This is a genomic window from Acutalibacter intestini (genome assembly GCF_034334985.1).
Lineage (GTDB): Bacteria > Bacillota > Clostridia > Oscillospirales > Acutalibacteraceae > Acutalibacter > Acutalibacter intestini.
This window is the reverse complement of record NZ_JAWXXL010000007.1, coordinates 108,479-125,819: the sequence shown is the minus strand read 5'-3', so window position 1 is coordinate 125,819 and position 17,341 is coordinate 108,479. Positions and strand designations below refer to the sequence as shown.

Here is a 17,341-nt window from a genome sequence, read left to right as displayed (position 1 = left end):
CCCAAGGGCCGCTCCGTTTTTGATTTTTAGGAAAGCTTACCAGCGCTTCATGTTTCGCTGGTGCTTCTCTCGGTAGACTGCCTCCAACTCCTGGGGGCTGACACGATAGCAGATCATCAGATCATTAAAGTACATCATCACGTCGCACATTTCTTCTATAAAATGCCGGCGCTGGGGCGTGTCGGCCAGTAGGTCCTCGGTGGAGGTCTTTTTGATGGCATCCGCCACCTCGCCTGCCTCGGAAAACATCCAAAGCAGCTTCTGTATGCCCTTTTCAGGGCTTAGGCCGCCCCACCGCTCCTGATATTTTTCCTGAAGCTCCCGCTGAATCTCCTGCATGGCCTCAAAGTCAAAGTGGCTCATGGTGGCTCATCCTTTCAGAGTTTAGGCAAATGACCCGCACCCGGATAATGGCGTCCAGGCTGTCCAGCGACTGGGCCGCCCGGGACACGTCTCCGGCGGCAGTGCTGGTCACGTCCAGAATGGTGTAGGCGTACTCTCCCCGGGACTTGCTCTGCATGTTTTCGATGTTGATGCCCTCTTTGCCGCAGACCGAGGTGAAGGTGGCAATGGCCCCGGGCACGTTTTTATGAATGACGCACAGCCGGAGGGTTCCGGGCTCCCGGGCCAGGACCAGGTTGGGCAGGTTCACCGAGTTGATAATGTTGCCGTTCTCCAGGTACTCCTTCATCTGGTCCACAGCCATCTGGGCGCAGTTGTCCTCGCTCTCAGGGGTGGAAGCGCCCAGGTGGGGCAGGGCCACCACGTTTTCCGTACCGATAAGGCTGTCGTCCGGGAAGTCGGTGGCGTAGGCGGCTACTTTGCCGGACGAGAGGGCCGCCAGCAGCGCGGCGCTGTCTACCAGGTCGCCTCGGGCAAAGTTCAGAATACGCACCCCATCCTTCATTTTTTCCAGGATGCCTGGGTTTACCATATTCTTGGTTTCGGGGGTCAAGGGCAGGTGCAAGGTGATGTAATCGCAGTTCTGGTAGATTTCATCTAGGGACAGGGAGCGATGCACCGACCGGGACAGCCGCCAGGCCGCATCTACCGACAGGAAGGGGTCGTAGCCGTAGACCTCCATGCCCAGGCTGTGGGCGGCGTTGGCCACTAAAATGCCGATGGCCCCCAGGCCCACCACACCCAGGGCTTTGCCTTGAATCTCCGGCCCGGTGAACTGGCCCTTACCCTTTTCCACCAGCTTGCCGACCTCCGCACCCTGGCCTTTTAGAGTCTTTACCCAGTCCATAGAGGGGCCAATCTTTCGGGAGGTAAGCAAGAGGGCACACAGTACCAGCTCTTTCACAGCATTGGCATTTGCCCCAGGAGTATTGAATACCACGATGCCCTTTTTGTTGCACTCCTCTACCGGAACATTATTGGTGCCGGCTCCAGCCCGAGCAATGGCTAACAAGGAAGGGGCGAAGTCCATATCGTGCATAGAGGCCGAGCGCACCAGAATGCCCTCAGGATCTTTCATCTCCGGAGAAAAAGTATAGTTTTCTCCAAAACGTTTGGTACCAGTAGGGCTGATCTTATTGAGGCAGAGAATTTTATGCATGGGAATCATCCTTTCTAAAAGTAAAGAGACAGAGAATAAGTGCACGAGCTAACTAGAGAACCACTTGACCTTCGGAACAAAATTTTGCACGTCTCTATATCCGGCCCTGCTGTAAAAACGGTGATGGACTTCATCATTGACCGCGCTAAGCTCCACGCCTGAGGCGCCTAACTCTTGGACCCTGCGTTCCACCTCGGCTAAAAGCAGGGTGCCCAGGCCCTTTCCCTGGCGGGCGCGGGAAATGACGATCTCTTCCAACACAAAGGAGGTCAGGTCGTCATAGGGCTTGAAATAGCCCATCACAAAGCCGGCGGGCTGGCCGTCCTCTTCCAGCAGCAGGCCCCAGCCGCCGTCCATGCCCAGCACCTGCCGGATGCGCCGCCCGGCGGTTTCTTCCGTCCACTGGCCGCCCTCACAGGCATTGTAATAGTCGATATCCAGGGGCACTACAGCCCCGGCATCCTCAGGGCCCATCTCCCGGAAGGAAAAACGTCCGTTATCCATTGTTTTTCTCAAACTCCGCCATAAAGGCCACCAGTTTGTCTATGCCTTCCGGAGGCATGGCGTTGTAAATAGAGGCCCGCATACCGCCCACACTGCGGTGGCCCTTCAAGTTCACAAACCCAGCGGCAGTGCTCTCCTTTACAAACTTGGCGTCCAGGTCCGGGTCACCGGTGACAAAGGTCACGTTCATAATGGAACGGCTGTCCTTTTCGGCACAGGCCCTGAACAACTTGGAGTTATCCAGAAAATCATACAACGTCTGGGCTTTTTGTACATTGCGAGCCTCCATAGCCTCCAGTCCGCCAATTTCATCTCGAATCCATTCCAGCACTAGCTTGCAGATGTAGATGGACCAGCAGGGCGGGGTATTGTACATAGATTCATTCTTAGCCATGACCCCATAGTTGAACATAGTGGGAGTACCCTCTTGGGGCTCGCAGATCAGATCCTCCCGAACGATCACAATAGTAAGACCCGCTGGGGCTACATTTTTTTGGGCACCGGCATAGAGGAGGCCAAATTTGCTCACGTCAATAGGGCGGCTAAGGATGCAGGAGGATATGTCCGCCACCAGGGGAACGCTGCCGGTATCGGGCAGTTGGTGCCAATAGGTGCCATAGATGGTGTTGTTCATGCAGATATGAAAGTAGTCTGCATCTGGGCGGAATTCATTTTTGTCCAAGGTGGGGATGCGGCAGAAATTGTCCTCTTTAGAGGAGGCCACGGCTTTGCAGTCACCGTAGCGCATTCCCTCCTGGAATGCCTTGGTGGAGAACTGGCCGGAGAGCACATAGTCTGCTTTGCGAGATCTGGTCATCAGGTTCATAGCCACAGCGGCAAACTGGCTGGAAGCGCCCCCCTGAAGGAACAGCACCTTATAGTTATCCGGAATACCCATTACTTCCCGCAGGGCGGCCTCGGCACCCTTAATGATGGCGTCGTATACCTTGGAGCGGTGGGACATCTCCATCACGGACTGGCCACTGCCCTGATAGTCCAGCATTTCCGCAGCCGCTTTTTGTAGCACGGACTCCGGCAGCATAGAGGGACCGGCAGAGAAATTGTAAACACGTGACATAAGAATACCTCCAGAAGGGAAATTTTTTGATAAAATTCTTTCATCCGCTAAATTGTTAAAGAGTAAAGCTATTTAATTATATCTTCATTTACGCCGAAATGCAAGGTGAAACCGATACAAATGGCTTCATATAGGAAAAATGCGGCGAATTACATATAATGTTTGCACTCTGTAGGGGAACTATGTTATAATATTAAGCAGAGAGTATGAAGGCAGAAGTGGCTGTGCTCCTTCTTTCCGTCATGTCCCCCGCACCGTTTGGTGTGAATTTCTAGATACAGGAGGCAAGATTATGCGAGTAAAAGACATCATAGACATTCTAAAGTGCCAAGTACTAGTAGAAGGCGACTTGGAACAGGAGGTCAAAACTGCCTGTGGCAGCGATATGATGAGTGATGTATTAGCCTTTGTGAAAGATCAGTCTGTACTGCTCACAGGGCTTATGAACCCCCAGGTGGTGCGTACCGCCGAAATGATGGATATGCATTGTATCATCTTTGTGCGGGGTAAGCCCGTGAACCAGCAGGTGCTGGATCTGGCGGAAATGAAAGATATGACCGTGCTCAGTTCGCCCTACCGTATGTTTACTGCCTGCGGGCTGCTGTTTGAAAACGGCTTGAGAGGAGGCTGCGACATCTCATGAGCATGCTTCATCTGGAATATCAGGTGCCCGGCGACGACTTCACCCGGGCGGGGGAAGCCAGCGGCGACGTAAAACATAAACTTAAAAAGCTAGGTTATGAACCGGATGCCATCCGCCGGGTGGCCATTGCCATGTACGAGGGCGAGATCAATTTGGTAATTCATGGCGGCGGGGGAGAGGCTGTAGTTGATGTGGACCCTGACCGGGTGGACATATCCCTTATCGACCAGGGCCCGGGCATTGCAGACGTGGAGCAGGCCATGCAGGCTGGCTGGTCCACTGCCCCGGATAATGTGCGTGCGCTGGGCTTTGGGGCGGGCATGGGGCTGCCTAACATGAAGAAGTACACCGATGAAATGACCATTGATTCCACGGTAGGCGTGGGAACCACTGTAAAAATGACCGTGCGTCCAGGCCGAAAAGGATAAGTGATAGAAAAATCATGAAGTTCCAAGATGAATTCAAACGAAATTTCCCGGATTTGCTTCTACTGTCCGGGTCCAGCATAGCGCTGGGGGGTGAATCCAATGACTGAGTTTTACCATTCCGTAACATTACATGAGGATAAGTGTGTGGGCTGCACGAACTGTGTAAAGCGCTGCCCGACTGAGGCCATCCGTATTCGGGGAGGCAAGGCTTCCATTGCTCCCGAGCGCTGTATTGACTGCGGCGAGTGCATCCGCATCTGTCCCCACCATGCCAAGCGTGCCCGTTTTACCCATATAGAGGCCCTGGGCAAGTTTCAATATACTATCGCCCTGCCAGCCCCCTCTCTGTATGGACAGTTTAATAATTTGGATGACATTGATTATGTCTTGACTGGCTTGAAGAAGATGGGTTTTGACCAGGTCTATGAAGTGAGCCGTGCAGCGGAGCTGGTAAGCGAGGCTACCCGCAAAATAATGTATAATTCCGAAAACGCCGTGGCCCTGCCCAGGCCGGTGATCAGTTCGGCCTGTCCCGCAGTGGTGCGGCTTATTCGGGTGCGTTTTCCTGATCTGTGCGAACACGTACTGCCCCTGAAATCTCCCATGGAGACCGCCGCCGCTATGGCTAAAAAAGAAGCTGCGGAGAAAACTGAGCTGCCCATGGAGCAGATTGGCTGTTTCTTTATCACACCCTGCCCGGCCAAAGTCACGGACATCAAAATGCCTTTGGATACGGAAAAATCTATGGTGGACGGAGCCATTTCCATCAGCGAGGTGTTTCCCACACTTTCCCACACCATGGACCGTTTGGAAAGTGTAGAGCCTATCGCCAATTCCGGCATCATTGGTGTGGGCTGGTCTACCAGCGGAGGAGAGGCCGCTGCCCTGCTGAATGAAAAATACCTGGCTGCCGACGGGATAGAGAATGTCATACGGGTACTGGAAGAGGTGGAGGACGAGCGCATCGGCGATTTGGACTTTATCGAATTGAATGCCTGCTCTGGCGGCTGCGTGGGGGGCGTATTGTGCGTTGAAAATCCCTACGTGGCAAAAGCACGAATTCAGCGGCTGCGCAAATATCTGCCGGTCTCCCAAAATCACTTGGCAGGTGGCCCAGTACCCAAGGAGATGAAATGGGAGGGTGAACTGGAATTCTCCAATGTGATGACTCTGTCCTCAGACCTTTCAGAGGCCATGCGGATGATGGTGGAGATCGACGCCATTGAAGAGGAGTTGCCTGGACTGGACTGCGGTGCCTGTGGCGCGCCCACCTGCCGTGCCTTTGCCGAGGATGTGGTAAAGGGTGTCAGCAAAAAGGTAGACTGTGTGTTTATCTATCGCAAGCAGATGCAGAAAGTAGCCAGCACCCTGTCTGAGCTGGACGCGGGCCTTAGCTGGATGCCCAGTGAAACAAAAAAGCTGTAGGTAAAAGACTTATTAAGATTTAGGGAACCACTGAATCAATCACGCCTGACGGCTTGGCACGCAACTCGCTTGTATCTTTTCCGTCAGAGCGCGATTTGCGCACCAGATTTAATCAGTGCTTCCTTAGACACAAAAACCGTTTCCTGGATATTTGGTGTATTATTTAAGAAAGTGGTGATATGATTTGACAATGAAAGAAATGGCCGAAACCCTGGGCTGGAAACTGCTGGCCGGAGAGGATGGACAAGAGAATAAGATGGATGGCTGCTATATCGGCGACCTGCTCAGCTGGGTTATGGGGCGGGCCCAGGCAGGTAACGTTTGGCTTACTGTAATGGGCAACCTAAACGCTATTGCCGTAGCTGCCTTAGCAGATGTGGCAGGCATCGTTCTCTGCGAGGATGCCGCTTTAGATCAAGATGCCCAAAAGCGTGCGGATATGCAGGGAATTCCTGTATACGCCTGTGCAGAAAATCTCTATCAAACCGCTATAAAAGTCTATGAGGCGCAAAAATAAAGCATCATGAAAGATTATTTTTATGACTTTCATATTCATTCTTGTCTGTCGCCCTGCGGAGACAACGATATGACTCCCAACAATCTGGTGGGCATGGCCTTGGTGGCGGGGCTTCAGGTTATAGGCATCACGGACCACAATACTTGTAAAAACGCCCCCGCCGTGCTTCGGGTGGCAGAGGAGGCTGGCCTTTTAGCTCTGCCTGGCATGGAACTGTGCACGGCTGAGGAAGCCCACGTGGTTTGCCTGTTTGAGACCTTAGAGGGTGCTATGGACTTCGACCGCTACATATATGATAACATGCCCCATATCAAAAACAAGGCGGAGATTTTCGGCGAGCAGCGCATTCTGGACCAGGATGACCAGCTTACCAGTACCCTGGAGGATTTGTTGTTAGTATCCTCTTTCATTGGGGTGGATGAGGTAAAGGCTCTGACGGAACAGTACGGCGGTACGGCCTTTCCTGCGCATGTGGACCGGGATTCCTACAGTGTGATAGCTGCCCTAGGCAGCATCCCACCGGAAGGAGGGTATACCCTAGCAGAGGTCACTCGGGACGCAGACTTGCCGGCGCTGCTGGAACACAACCCAGAGCTGAAGGCCATGGGCATTGTTCGGGACTCAGACAGCCATTATTTAGATACCCTAGCGGTTTCTCAGGCGTTAAAGATTTCTCTTGAAGAGCCCACTGCCCGGGCGGTTATTCATGCACTACAAAAAGGAATTTCGGGTCTTGGCATGTAAGTGAGAGGCAGAACGATCTCTGAATCATTGCAATGTTTTGGGTAGCTGAAGTTTTTAGAACATTTAGTATCGATAAAATATATCGATATTTTGGGAACAATTACCACTTCTATCGATAAAAAAAGATGGAAATTGTTGTTCTTTTACGAATAATTCTTTTTTGGAATTATAACTGCGAATTATTTTGATATATTTAGCTGTACAAACGAAAGTTAAGAAAGGAAGATGGACGATCATGCAAAAACGTATCAGCAGTTTGCCTTTCCATGACACCGCTGAGCAGGCCCAAAAGCTGGATGAGGTCATCAAAAGCTTGCAGGGCCAGCCTGGCGCGGTTATGCCCGCTCTGCACCAGGCCCAGGACATTTATGGTTATCTGCCCCTGGAGGTACAGAAGAAGATTGCCGATGGCCTTAATGTACCGCTGGAAGAGGTTTACGGCGTCTCTACCTTCTATTCCCAGTTCTCCCTTACCCCCAAGGGCCGCAACCATATCTCGGTGTGCCTAGGCACAGCCTGCTATGTAAAAGGGTCCGACAAGGTTCTGGACCGCATTACCCAAAAGCTGGGGATTGGACCTGAGGAGTGTACAGAGGACGGTCTGTTTTCCCTTACGGCCTGCCGGTGCATTGGCGCCTGCGGCCTGGCCCCGGTTATGATGATTAATGAGGACGTTTACGGTCGATTGGTCCCCGAGGACGTAGACGGCATACTAGATAAGTATAGGGAATGATCAAACATGCGTGAGCTATCCTTGAACGTTATGGACATCGTGCAAAATTCCATCTCTGCCGGGGCCAGCCTGATCACTGTGACGGTAGACGAGGACCTGGCCGCTGATACCATGTCCATTAGCATCGGTGACAACGGTCGGGGGATGACCCCCGAGCAGGTGGCCCACGTGACAGATCCATTTTTTACCACCCGAACCACCCGCAGTGTGGGGTTGGGGGTGCCACTTTTCAAGATGGAGGCTGAAATGACTGGTGGAAGCTTTGAAATTCAGTCTACTGTGGGAGTGGGTACTACTACTACAGCTGTGTTCAAACCTTCTAGCGTGGATATGATTCCTCTGGGAGACATTAACAGTACCATTCAGCTGCTGGTCTCCTGTAACCCGAATTTAGACTTCATCTTTCGCCGCCGGAGACTGGACGAAGACGGGGAGGAGCGGAAGTTTGACTTGAAAACCACAGAATTGCGGCAGGTTCTGGGGAACGATGTGCCTCTGGATGCCCCGGACGTGGTCGTATGGATAAAAGACTACCTGACCGAGAACACCGCAGAGCTTTTGGGGGAGGAATAACCCGGCTCTTTTATCACATTATGTAATAAATCTTCTTTACGATTCATTTGAAAGGAGCTATTTACAATTATGAAATCATTAGCAGAACTACAAGCCATCCGCGACAAGGCCCGGGCTTCTGTGAATATCCGTGAGAACGCCGAGGCCGAGACTCGTGTGCTGGTAGGCATGGCCACTTGTGGTATTGCCGCAGGCGCACGCCCGGTACTGACTGCCTTTGTAGAAGAGGTGGCAAAACGCGGCCTGAAGGATACCATGGTTACTCAGACCGGCTGTATCGGTATTTGTCAATACGAGCCTGTGGTGGAAGTTATCACTCCTGGCAAGGAAAAGGTCACCTATGTAAAGATGACTGCTGAAAAAGCTGTTCGCGTGGTTAACGATCATCTGGTAAACGGTAATGTTGTTACAGAATATACTATCGGCGCCAATGCAATTGGCGCGAAATAAAAAGGGAGGTAAAACCTATGTTCCGTTCAAATGTGCTGGTATGCGGCGGCACCGGCTGCACCTCCTCGAACAGTGAGCAGATTATTGAAAAGCTCAATGAGGAGATTAAGGCCCAGGGTTTGGATAAAGAAGTGAATGTCATCCGTACCGGCTGCTTTGGCCTGTGTGCGTTGGGCCCCATTATGGTGGTCTATCCCGAGGGCGCGTTTTATAGCCGCGTTACTCCCGAGGATGTACCCGAAATCGTCTCCGAGCATCTTCTCAAGGGCCGTATTGTCACCCGCCTGCTGTATCAGGAGACCGTGGTGGACGACAACACAACAAAGTCTCTTAACGAGACAAAATTTTATGCCAAGCAGATGCGTATTGCCTTACGTAACTGCGGTGTGATTAACCCAGAGCTCATCGATGAGTACATTGCCCAGGACGGCTATGCCGCTCTTGGTAAGGTCCTTACAGAAATGACTCCCCAGCAGGTCATTGATCTGATGCTGGCCTCCGGACTTCGTGGCCGCGGCGGTGCGGGTTTCCCCACAGGGCTTAAGTGGAAATTTGCGGCTGCTAACCAGGCGGATCAGAAGTATGCTTGCTGTAACGCGGACGAAGGTGACCCGGGCGCGTTTATGGATCGTTCCGTGTTGGAAGGAGACCCCCACAGTGTGCTGGAGGCTATGGCCATTGCCGGCTATGCCATTGGCGCATCTCAGGGTTATATATACATCCGTGCAGAGTACCCCATCGCGGTCAAGCGCCTGCAAATTGCCATTCAACAGGCTCGGGACTATGGCCTTTTGGGTAAGAATATTTTTGATTCCGGTTTTGACTTTGACATAGACATTCGCCTGGGCGCCGGTGCTTTCGTTTGCGGCGAGGAGACCGCCTTAATGACCTCTATTGAGGGCAAGCGCGGCGAGCCTCGAGTGCGTCCGCCGTTCCCGGCAGTGAAGGGCCTGTTTGGCAAACCCACTGTGCTGAACAATGTGGAGACCTACGCCAACATCCCTCAGATTATCTTGAAGGGCGCAGACTGGTTCAAGTCCATTGGTACCGAAAAGTCTCCTGGTACTAAGGTATTTGCTCTGGGCGGTAAGATCACAAATACCGGCCTGGTGGAGGTACCTATGGGTACCACTCTACGCGAGGTAGTTGAAGATATCGGGGGTGGTGTACCGGATGGCCATACCTTTAAGGCTGCTCAGACTGGCGGTCCTTCTGGCGGCTGTATCCCGGCCTCTCTGATCGACACTCCCATTGACTATGATAACCTGATTGCCATTGGCTCTATGATGGGGTCCGGTGGTCTAATTGTCATGGATGAGACCACCTGTATGGTAGATATCGCTAAGTTCTTTCTGGAATTCACGGTTGATGAAAGCTGCGGCAAGTGCACTCCCTGCCGGGTGGGCACCAAGCGTCTGCTGGAAATTCTTGACAAGATTACCAAGGGTAACGGAACTCTGGAGGACATTGATAAGATGGAGGAGTTGTGTTACTACATTAAAGAGAATTCTCTGTGCGGCTTAGGCCAGACAGCTCCCAATCCGGTGCTATCCACCCTGAAGTATTACCGGGACGAGTATGAGGCCCACGTTACCGAGCACCGCTGCCCCGCCGGAGCGTGCAAGGCGTTGACCAATTTCCATATTGAGGCTGATAAGTGCAAGGGCTGTACCCTTTGTGCCCGTAACTGTCCTGTTGGAGCCATTTCCGGCTCTGTCAAGCAGCCCCATATTATTGACACGGAAAAGTGCATCAAGTGTGGCGTGTGCATGGAGAAGTGTAAGTTTAACGCTGTTGTGAAGAAATAAGCGGCGCATTAAAGAGCGTACATGCTCTGACCGACTTTGCGGGAGCGTAATGTGCTATGATAGATTATAGCAATGAAGCTGCTTTTCGCGAATGTGATCTTTGTTGTAAACAAATCCCAGAAAGGATTGATTATAAGTCTATGGATATGGTCAACGTAAAAATAAACGGCGTAGACTATCAGGTTCCTAAGGATGCCACTATCCTGGAAGCTGCTCGCCACGCCGGCATTGATATCCCTACTCTCTGTTATCTGAAGGACATCAACCAAATCGGCGCTTGCCGTATGTGTATGGTGGAAGTGAAGGGAGCCCGGTCCCTGGCAGCTGCCTGTGTCTATCCGGTGAACGAAGGGATGGAGATCTTCACCAACTCTCCTAAGGTCCAGGAGTCCCGGAAGATGACCCTGGAGCTTTTGCTCTCTGTCCACGAACGCAAGTGTCTGACCTGTGAGCGCAGTGGCAACTGTGAGCTGCAAAAGCTCTGCGCTGATATGGGGATTGAAGAGGATAGCCGTTTTGAGGGCATTATGCCTGCGGGTAATAAGGACTGCTCCACTCAGTATCTGGAGCGTAATAACGCCAAGTGTGTACTGTGCCGCCGGTGTGTAGCTGCTTGCCAGAACCAGCATGTGGCGGTCATCGGCGCAAATAACCGGGGTTTTGATACTGAGATCGGCTGTGCATTTGAGAACACATTGGATAATGTTTCCTGTGTTGCCTGCGGACAGTGCATCGTCAGCTGTCCCACTGGCGCTCTCACGGAGAAGGACAACACTCACGAGGTGATTGAGGCCATTAATGACCCCGACAAGATTGTTATTGTACAAACGGCTCCTGCGGTTCGCGCTGCTCTGGGTGAGGAATTTGGTCTGCCCATTGGCACCAACGTAGAGGGAAAAATGGCTGCGGCCCTGCGTCGTTTGGGCTTTGATAAGGTATTCGATACCGATTTCGGTGCGGACATGACCATTATGGAGGAGGCCCATGAGTTCGTTGATCGGGTAAAGAATGGTGGTACTCTGCCAATGATTACCTCCTGCTCACCTGGCTGGATTAAGTTTTGTGAGCATTACTATCCTGATCTGCTGCCTAATTTGTCCAGCTGTAAATCACCTCAGAATATGACTGGTGCCTTGATCAAGACTTGGTACGCCGAGAAAGAGGGCATTGATCCTCAGAAGATCGTATCTGTATCCATCATGCCCTGTACTGCCAAGAAGTTTGAGATTAAGCGGGACGATGAGTCTGCCGCCGGCCTACCCGATGTAGACATTAGCTTGACCACCCGTGAGTTGGCCCGTCTCATCAAAAAAGCCCAGTTGAACTTTAATGCTTTGCCCGACGAAACATTTGATGATGCCATGGGTGTTTCTACTGGTGCAGCAGTTATCTTTGGTGCAACAGGCGGCGTAATGGAGGCTGCTCTGCGTACCGCGGCTGATGTGCTTACCGGCGAAAGCCAGGATGCTATTGAGTACAACGAGATTCGTGGCACGGATGGCATTAAAGAAGCTGTTTATAACGTAGCTGGTATGGACGTGAAGGTAGCGGTAGTTAGCGGTCTGTCCAATGCGGACACGATCTTGAAAAAGGTCCGTGCTGGCGAGGCGGATTATCAGTTTATTGAGGTCATGTGCTGCCCTGGTGGTTGTGTCAACGGTGGTGGACAGCCAGTCCGTAGTGCCAATGATTGGGCTTACAATGACATTAAGACTCTGCGCGCTAAGGCCCTATATGACCAGGACAAGAATATGCCGCTGCGGAAGTCTCATGATAACCCGGTAGTAAAGAAATGTTATGAGGAGTTCCTGGGCGAACCTGGCAGCCACAAGGCCCATGAAGTGCTGCATACTAGCTATGTGGCGCGGGGCAATAAGTTCTAAGCTCCTATACTAAATGTTATAAAAAAACAAGGGATTTTTCATTTTGAAAATTCCCTTGTTTTTTTATCTTATATATATTAAGTAGAATTTTACGATTCTCTGCGTTGTCCTAAACTTAGCAAAACGAACCCTAATAGGAACAATACCGCCAAGCTGATCACTCCAATAGAATCTCGCCCAGTTAGCTGAGTGAACATGGCTACCAGCAATGGCCCAATAACAGCGGCGAATTTACCAAAAATGTCGAAGAATCCGAAATACTCGTTAGAGCGTTCTGCTGGAATCAATTTGCCAAAATGGGACCGGGAAATAGCCTGGATGCCTCCTTGCACTGTCCCCACCAGAAAGGCCATACACCAGAACAAGACCAGTGATAAAGTAAGTGCCGACGAATTATCAGGATTTTGTTCAATATTGAAGCCCATGTAAAAGCCTACCAGGCAGATAAAAAAGTACACGCAAACAGCTCCACGAAGGGCATTTAAAGCACCAGTTTTTCCAGCTAGCTTGCCAAATAGGATGGAGAAAGGTACCGCAACAATCTGGGTCATCAAGAGGGCTAAAATCATGCTGATATTGTCCATACCCAGTTTAGAGCCATAAGAGGTGGACACGGCAATTATGGTATTAACTCCATCGATATAGAAGAAATAGGCCAGCATAAAAAGAAGAATTTTTTTATGAGAAAAAATGCTTTTGGCTGTATGCAAGAGATTAGAGAACGTGGAGCGCAGCAGATTCTTTTGTGGTTGAATGTAGTATATTTGACGCACATTTTTCAAAAATGGAATACTGAAGATTGCCCACCATAAACTGGTCAGTACGATCACAAGCTTAAAGGCAAGCATATTAGACATCCCCATCACAACCAGAATGACAATAGAAATTATAAAGGGGATGGTACTCCCGCCAATATACCCCATAGCATATCCCCAGGAGGATACCCGATCCATTCGCTCGTTAGTGGTCACATCAGTGAGAAAGGAATCATAAAATAGGCAGGATCCAGAAAAACCGATGTGTGAGATAACATATCCTACCAGCAGCATTTGATATTGGTCAAATAAGGCACTGCAAAGAGTGAATACTACGCCTATGGCTAAAAAGCCTGCAAATAACCGCATCTTGTGTCCCTTGTGGTCCGCTAAGGCCCCCAAGATAGGCGCTAGAATGGCAACAATAAAGGTGGCGGCCGAGGTACCATAGGACCACAGTACTAGGTTATCGGCACCATTCTGCTGACAGACATTGCCAAAGTAGATAGGGAAGATAACGGCTAAAATGTTAGTAGCGTACACCGAATTGGCCCAATCGTACATAATCCAGCTTTTTTCGGTTTTTGTGAATCTTTTTTCATTTGTTTTTGTCAGTGTTTTTGCCATTCGGCAGCACCCCTTTCCAGGGCGGTCATTCCTGAAGAATCCACAAAGAATCGCCCTTATTATCATCCCATATTTTATCTAAAAATGCAAGAGTAAATTGAAAAGTTTTTTATATATGACCAATAGTCACTAAATGCCTTAGATTTCTATTGAGCAGATCCCATAAACTCTGTCATGTTTTTCCAGTATCGCATGGGCATATTTCCCCGACGCAGCTGATGGTTCACACGTCCTTCTACCGCAATTGTTTTATAAAAGAGCCGCCAAAGCTCTTGATATTTTACCTCATTCTCCTGGGGCTCTGGTAGGTCTACGGAATCAGCATAAAAGAACTCTTGCCGGCTATTTGATCCCCGCTGGTGTACAAAACCCATCCCATGATTTTTGTCGAAGATTACAAAGTTTTCGGTATTCAGCCGTTCACAGAAATGTCCAACAATCAGTGGTAGAACTAGGTTGTTCGGGGTGATCATTCCCGCTAAAAAGCCTCCGCAGTCGGCAAAGCGAAGAAATTCCACATGGTAGTGGGCTTCATTCTTGAGATATAAAAGAGCTTTATCCAATGCATGTACGTCATCATTTACCGAAAGGCTTGTCACTCGGGGCCCGTGCTTGTATCCAAGAAGGATAAAGCGGATGAGCCGCAGCTCCTTGTCCTCCATACAGGTGAGGAAGCCTCTGCGTACCATGTCGGCAGCTAAGGGAGAGATTTTTCTGCTGAGTGAGTTTTCCACTCGCTGCGCTAGCTCCGGCTGGGTGGCTACCGCTTGGATAGGGAATAGGGTAGCTTGGGGTTCGTCCAGGGACTGAACCCCTTGGGGTAAGCGTTTGTCCGTAAAACATTGGGCTACGCAACAAAGAAATCCCTGATAGCTACCGTCATAGCGGTAAACCAAGTTGGCTTGCGTGGGCATGGTTAAAGCCTCCTTTTTGTAATGCATACAAGACCAGACCTTATGGACTTTTGTTAAATCAAATCTGTCCTGTTAGACACTTTACTCCATCCTCTTGGGTAGGGGAGAACAATGAAAGCTGTTCAAATCCGGTTTCCAACCGGTCCCGTTGCGTTTGTCGGGCCAGAGCCCGTTCTCCAATAGCCCCGGCAATTACGGTGGGATTGTCCATGGGCAAAGGTGAGATACTTTTGCCCGAGCACACCACAAAAAACCTGGCTCGTTTTAAAACGACCCCAAGTTTTTTTAGCCCCTCAAATTCCAGCTTCTGCTGCCGACGGGCCGCCCGTATCCGCATGGCACTCTTTACACCAATGCCAGGTACCCGTAGGAGCATTTCATAGGGCGCGCGGTTTATCTCTACGGGAAATTGATCCATATGGTTGACAGCCCAGTTACATTTGGGGTCCAAAAGAGGATTAAAGTCTGGAGTGCTATCATCCAAGATCTCTCCGGCTGTAAAGCCATAAAACCGCAGCAGCCAGTCTGCCTGATATAGCCGGTGCTCTCGCAGCAGTGGGGGCGGGGTGGTCAGGGCAGGCAGGGCACGGTCTTCCACCACGGGCATATAGGCGGAGAAGAATACCCGTTTCAGTTGATATTTTTTATACAGACCCTCTGTCAGCCGCAGAATTTGCCGGTCGCTCTCCGGACTTGCGCCAATGATCATTTGAGTGGACTGTCCAGCAGGGACAAAACGTGGCGCGGATTTGTACTTGACAATTTCTCGGCTGTTCTGAGCAATGCCATCCCGAATGCGGCCCATGGGGACCAATATCTTTTCTTTGCTTTTTTGAGGAGCCAAACGCTTTAAGCTATCTCCTGATGGCAATTCAATGTTCACGCTCATACGGTCGGCGTAAAGCCCCAGCTGTTCGGTCAGTCGCTGACTGGCCCCAGGGATGGCTTTAATGTGTACATAGCCCCAAAAGCCATGAATTTCCCGGAGCATTTTTATGGCCGTTAACATTAGCTCACAGGTATAGTCAGGATTTCTGATTACGGCGGAAGATAGGAATAATCCTTCAATATAGTTGCGCCGGTAAAACTGCATAGTTAAATCGCAGAGTTCCTGAGGCGTAAAGGTAGCTCGTGTACATTCATTGGTGCGGCGGTTTACGCAGTAGGAGCAATCAAAGGCGCAGTCATTACTCATCAACACTTTCAAGAGGGAGATGCACCGGCCGTCTGCGGCAAAACTGTGACAAATGCCAGCCTTTACCGCATTACCCAGCTTACCAGGCTGGGCTGGACGGTCTACGCCGCTGGAAGTGCATGCCACATCATACTTGGCGGCGTCAGTTAAAATTTCTAATTTTTCAAAGATGTCCATAGCCACTCTCCTACCAGTATGGGGAAGAAGGGTTATATTTCCCCAGTTCTGTTCGCATTCTCCTGGCTCATCACAAAAGCATGAGTCAAACTTTCTGGCCCATACTTTTCCCGCACCCGGTCCACTGCATTCTCCAACTGTTCCCGGCGTTTTAATCCGTCACTCTCTTCAAATAAACTCACTTGTGTGGCCTCTGCTGGGGAAAGTTGACCAGCACGGATCCCTAATAACCGTACAGCCCATTTTTTGTTTTCCCGAAGATAGAGCTCCAGCGCGGTCCGGTAGATGGACCGACTGTCACATACCGCCGCAGCCAGACGCTTTTGCCGCTGAAGCTCTTGAAATTCATGATTGCGCACTGTGATTTGCACCTCGCCGGCCTTTAATCCATATTTCCGCAGGCGTGCGGATACGGTTTCCGCCAGGTGAAAGAGCGTTTTCTTCGCCTGGACCTCAGTGGTAATATCATGGGCTAAGGTTACGCTATTACCAATGGTTTTTGGCTCCTCCTGGGCATCTATTCGCTGCACAGGATCATTGTCAAGTCCATTTGCATACGTCCACAAGGTTTCGCCCATACGGCCCATCAACCTGCGTATGAAAACCAAATCCACCTTTGCAAGTTCTCCAATAGTACGTATACCGTACTTTAGTAGGGTACGTTGGGTGCTAGGCCCCACCAGCAATAGCTCGGAACATGGCATTTTCCATATCACGGTTTCCATTTCTTTGCGGCCAAACTCGGTTATGGCATCCGGTTTTTTGTAATCACTGCCTAGCTTGGCAAATATCTTATTGAAGGAAACTCCCACGGAAACGGTAAGCCCCAACTCTTCCTTGACCCGACGGCGGATTTCCTGGGCAATGTTCCATCCACTGCCAAAAAGCTTCTCGCTATCATATACGTCCAGCCAGCACTCATCCAGCCCAAAAGATTCCACACGGTCGGTATAGTCGCAGTACATTTTTTTTGCTAATTTTGAATACAAAGCATAGCGGTCGTGGTGGGGTGGCACTAGCCTTAGGTTAGGACACTTTTTCATGGCTTGCCAAATAGGTTCGGCGGTTTTTACGCCTTTCTCCTTAGCAAGGTTATTTTTGGCCAAAATAATGCCGTGACGGCTTTCTTTGTCGCCGGCCACTGCCACGGGGCCTTTCCGCAGGGAGGGATCGTAAAGAGCCTCTACCGAGGCATAGAAATTATTCATATCTACGTGAAGAATTCCGTTTTCCAAACCTTGGCGCCCCCATTCATTTTATAAGTTACAACACCTTAGAATTTTCAGATGACCATTTGGTGGCGTTGTTGCGTATTAGTTAGTACAA

The 17,341-nt window shown here is 50.6% G+C and carries 18 protein-coding genes; 10 read left to right on the top strand and 8 right to left on the bottom strand.

What is annotated here, in order from left to right; all coding sequences use genetic code 11:
* Positions 1–36: 36 nt before the first annotated feature.
* From U8U68_RS08100 to serC, 4 genes are read right to left on the bottom strand one after another with little or no spacing between them, the layout of a single operon-like run.
* Complete coding sequence (locus tag U8U68_RS08100) at positions 37–363, bottom strand: nucleotide pyrophosphohydrolase (protein ID WP_322200324.1); 327 nt, start codon at positions 361–363, stop codon at positions 37–39.
* The gene (locus tag U8U68_RS08095) at positions 350–1,561 is read right to left on the bottom strand and encodes a 3-phosphoglycerate dehydrogenase family protein (RefSeq protein ID WP_322200323.1); all 1,212 of its coding nucleotides are present in this window, start codon (positions 1,559–1,561) and stop codon (positions 350–352) included. The genes U8U68_RS08100 and U8U68_RS08095 overlap by 14 nt, the downstream gene beginning before the upstream one ends.
* Positions 1,562–1,609: 48 nt before the next feature.
* Positions 1,610–2,065 (bottom strand): GNAT family N-acetyltransferase, encoded by a 456-nt coding sequence (locus tag U8U68_RS08090; protein WP_322200322.1) that lies wholly within the window; start codon positions 2,063–2,065, stop codon positions 1,610–1,612.
* Positions 2,058–3,143 carry a 3-phosphoserine/phosphohydroxythreonine transaminase gene (gene serC, locus U8U68_RS08085; protein ID WP_322200321.1) on the bottom strand — a complete coding sequence of 362 codons (1,086 nt, stop codon included), beginning with the start codon at positions 3,141–3,143 and terminating at the stop codon, positions 2,058–2,060. The genes U8U68_RS08090 and serC overlap by 8 nt, the downstream gene beginning before the upstream one ends.
* A 292-nt stretch (positions 3,144–3,435) precedes the next feature.
* On the opposite strand from serC, the gene U8U68_RS08080 reads away from it, so the two are divergent.
* The 10 genes from U8U68_RS08080 (at position 3,436) to U8U68_RS08035 (ending at position 12,347) form a co-directional block, all read left to right on the top strand.
* On the top strand, positions 3,436–3,786 hold the full coding sequence (locus U8U68_RS08080) for a DRTGG domain-containing protein (RefSeq protein ID WP_322200320.1): 351 nt from the start codon (positions 3,436–3,438) through the stop codon (positions 3,784–3,786).
* Positions 3,783–4,214, top strand: coding sequence for an ATP-binding protein (locus tag U8U68_RS08075; RefSeq protein WP_322200319.1), 432 nt, complete (start codon positions 3,783–3,785; stop codon positions 4,212–4,214). Before U8U68_RS08080 ends, U8U68_RS08075 begins: the two co-directional genes overlap by 4 nt.
* 99 nt (positions 4,215–4,313) lie before the next feature.
* Positions 4,314–5,639: a [Fe-Fe] hydrogenase large subunit C-terminal domain-containing protein gene (locus U8U68_RS08070; RefSeq protein WP_322200318.1), complete on the top strand. Its 1,326-nt coding sequence runs from the start codon at positions 4,314–4,316 to the stop codon at positions 5,637–5,639.
* A gap of 190 nt (positions 5,640–5,829) precedes the next feature.
* Positions 5,830–6,156: a DRTGG domain-containing protein gene (locus tag U8U68_RS08065; protein ID WP_322200367.1), complete on the top strand. Its 327-nt coding sequence runs from the start codon at positions 5,830–5,832 to the stop codon at positions 6,154–6,156.
* 6 nt (positions 6,157–6,162) lie between these two features.
* Positions 6,163–6,900, top strand: a complete 738-nt coding sequence (locus tag U8U68_RS08060) for a PHP domain-containing protein (RefSeq protein ID WP_322200317.1) — start codon at positions 6,163–6,165, stop codon at positions 6,898–6,900.
* Positions 6,901–7,135: 235 nt separating this feature from the next.
* Positions 7,136–7,633, top strand: a complete 498-nt coding sequence (gene nuoE / locus U8U68_RS08055) for an NADH-quinone oxidoreductase subunit NuoE (RefSeq protein WP_322200316.1) — start codon at positions 7,136–7,138, stop codon at positions 7,631–7,633.
* A gap of 6 nt (positions 7,634–7,639) precedes the next feature.
* Complete coding sequence (locus U8U68_RS08050) at positions 7,640–8,206, top strand: ATP-binding protein (protein ID WP_322200315.1); 567 nt, start codon at positions 7,640–7,642, stop codon at positions 8,204–8,206.
* A 69-nt stretch (positions 8,207–8,275) separates the two neighbouring features.
* Positions 8,276–8,656: a (2Fe-2S) ferredoxin domain-containing protein gene (locus U8U68_RS08045; RefSeq protein ID WP_322200314.1), complete on the top strand. Its 381-nt coding sequence runs from the start codon at positions 8,276–8,278 to the stop codon at positions 8,654–8,656.
* 17 nt (positions 8,657–8,673) lie between these two features.
* Positions 8,674–10,464: an NADH-quinone oxidoreductase subunit NuoF gene (gene nuoF / locus U8U68_RS08040; RefSeq protein WP_322200313.1), complete on the top strand. Its 1,791-nt coding sequence runs from the start codon at positions 8,674–8,676 to the stop codon at positions 10,462–10,464.
* 140 nt (positions 10,465–10,604) lie between these two features.
* On the top strand, positions 10,605–12,347 hold the full coding sequence (locus tag U8U68_RS08035; RefSeq protein WP_322200312.1) for an NADH-dependent [FeFe] hydrogenase, group A6: 1,743 nt from the start codon (positions 10,605–10,607) through the stop codon (positions 12,345–12,347).
* Between the two features lie 89 nt (positions 12,348–12,436).
* On the opposite strand, the gene U8U68_RS08030 is transcribed toward U8U68_RS08035, so the two are convergent.
* The 4 genes from U8U68_RS08030 to dinB all read right to left on the bottom strand — a co-directional run bounded on the left by U8U68_RS08030 (position 12,437) and on the right by dinB (position 17,250).
* Positions 12,437–13,729, bottom strand: a complete 1,293-nt coding sequence (locus tag U8U68_RS08030) for an MFS transporter (RefSeq protein WP_322200311.1) — start codon at positions 13,727–13,729, stop codon at positions 12,437–12,439.
* 146 nt (positions 13,730–13,875) lie between these two features.
* Entirely contained in the window at positions 13,876–14,643 is a 768-nt protein-coding gene (locus U8U68_RS08025) for a TIGR03915 family putative DNA repair protein (protein WP_322200310.1), read from the bottom strand.
* 58 nt (positions 14,644–14,701) lie between these two features.
* Positions 14,702–16,015, bottom strand: a complete 1,314-nt coding sequence (locus tag U8U68_RS08020; RefSeq protein WP_322200309.1) for a putative DNA modification/repair radical SAM protein — start codon at positions 16,013–16,015, stop codon at positions 14,702–14,704.
* A 32-nt stretch (positions 16,016–16,047) separates the two neighbouring features.
* Complete coding sequence (dinB, locus tag U8U68_RS08015; protein WP_322200308.1) at positions 16,048–17,250, bottom strand: DNA polymerase IV; 1,203 nt, start codon at positions 17,248–17,250, stop codon at positions 16,048–16,050.
* Between the last annotated feature and the right edge of the window lie 91 nt (positions 17,251–17,341).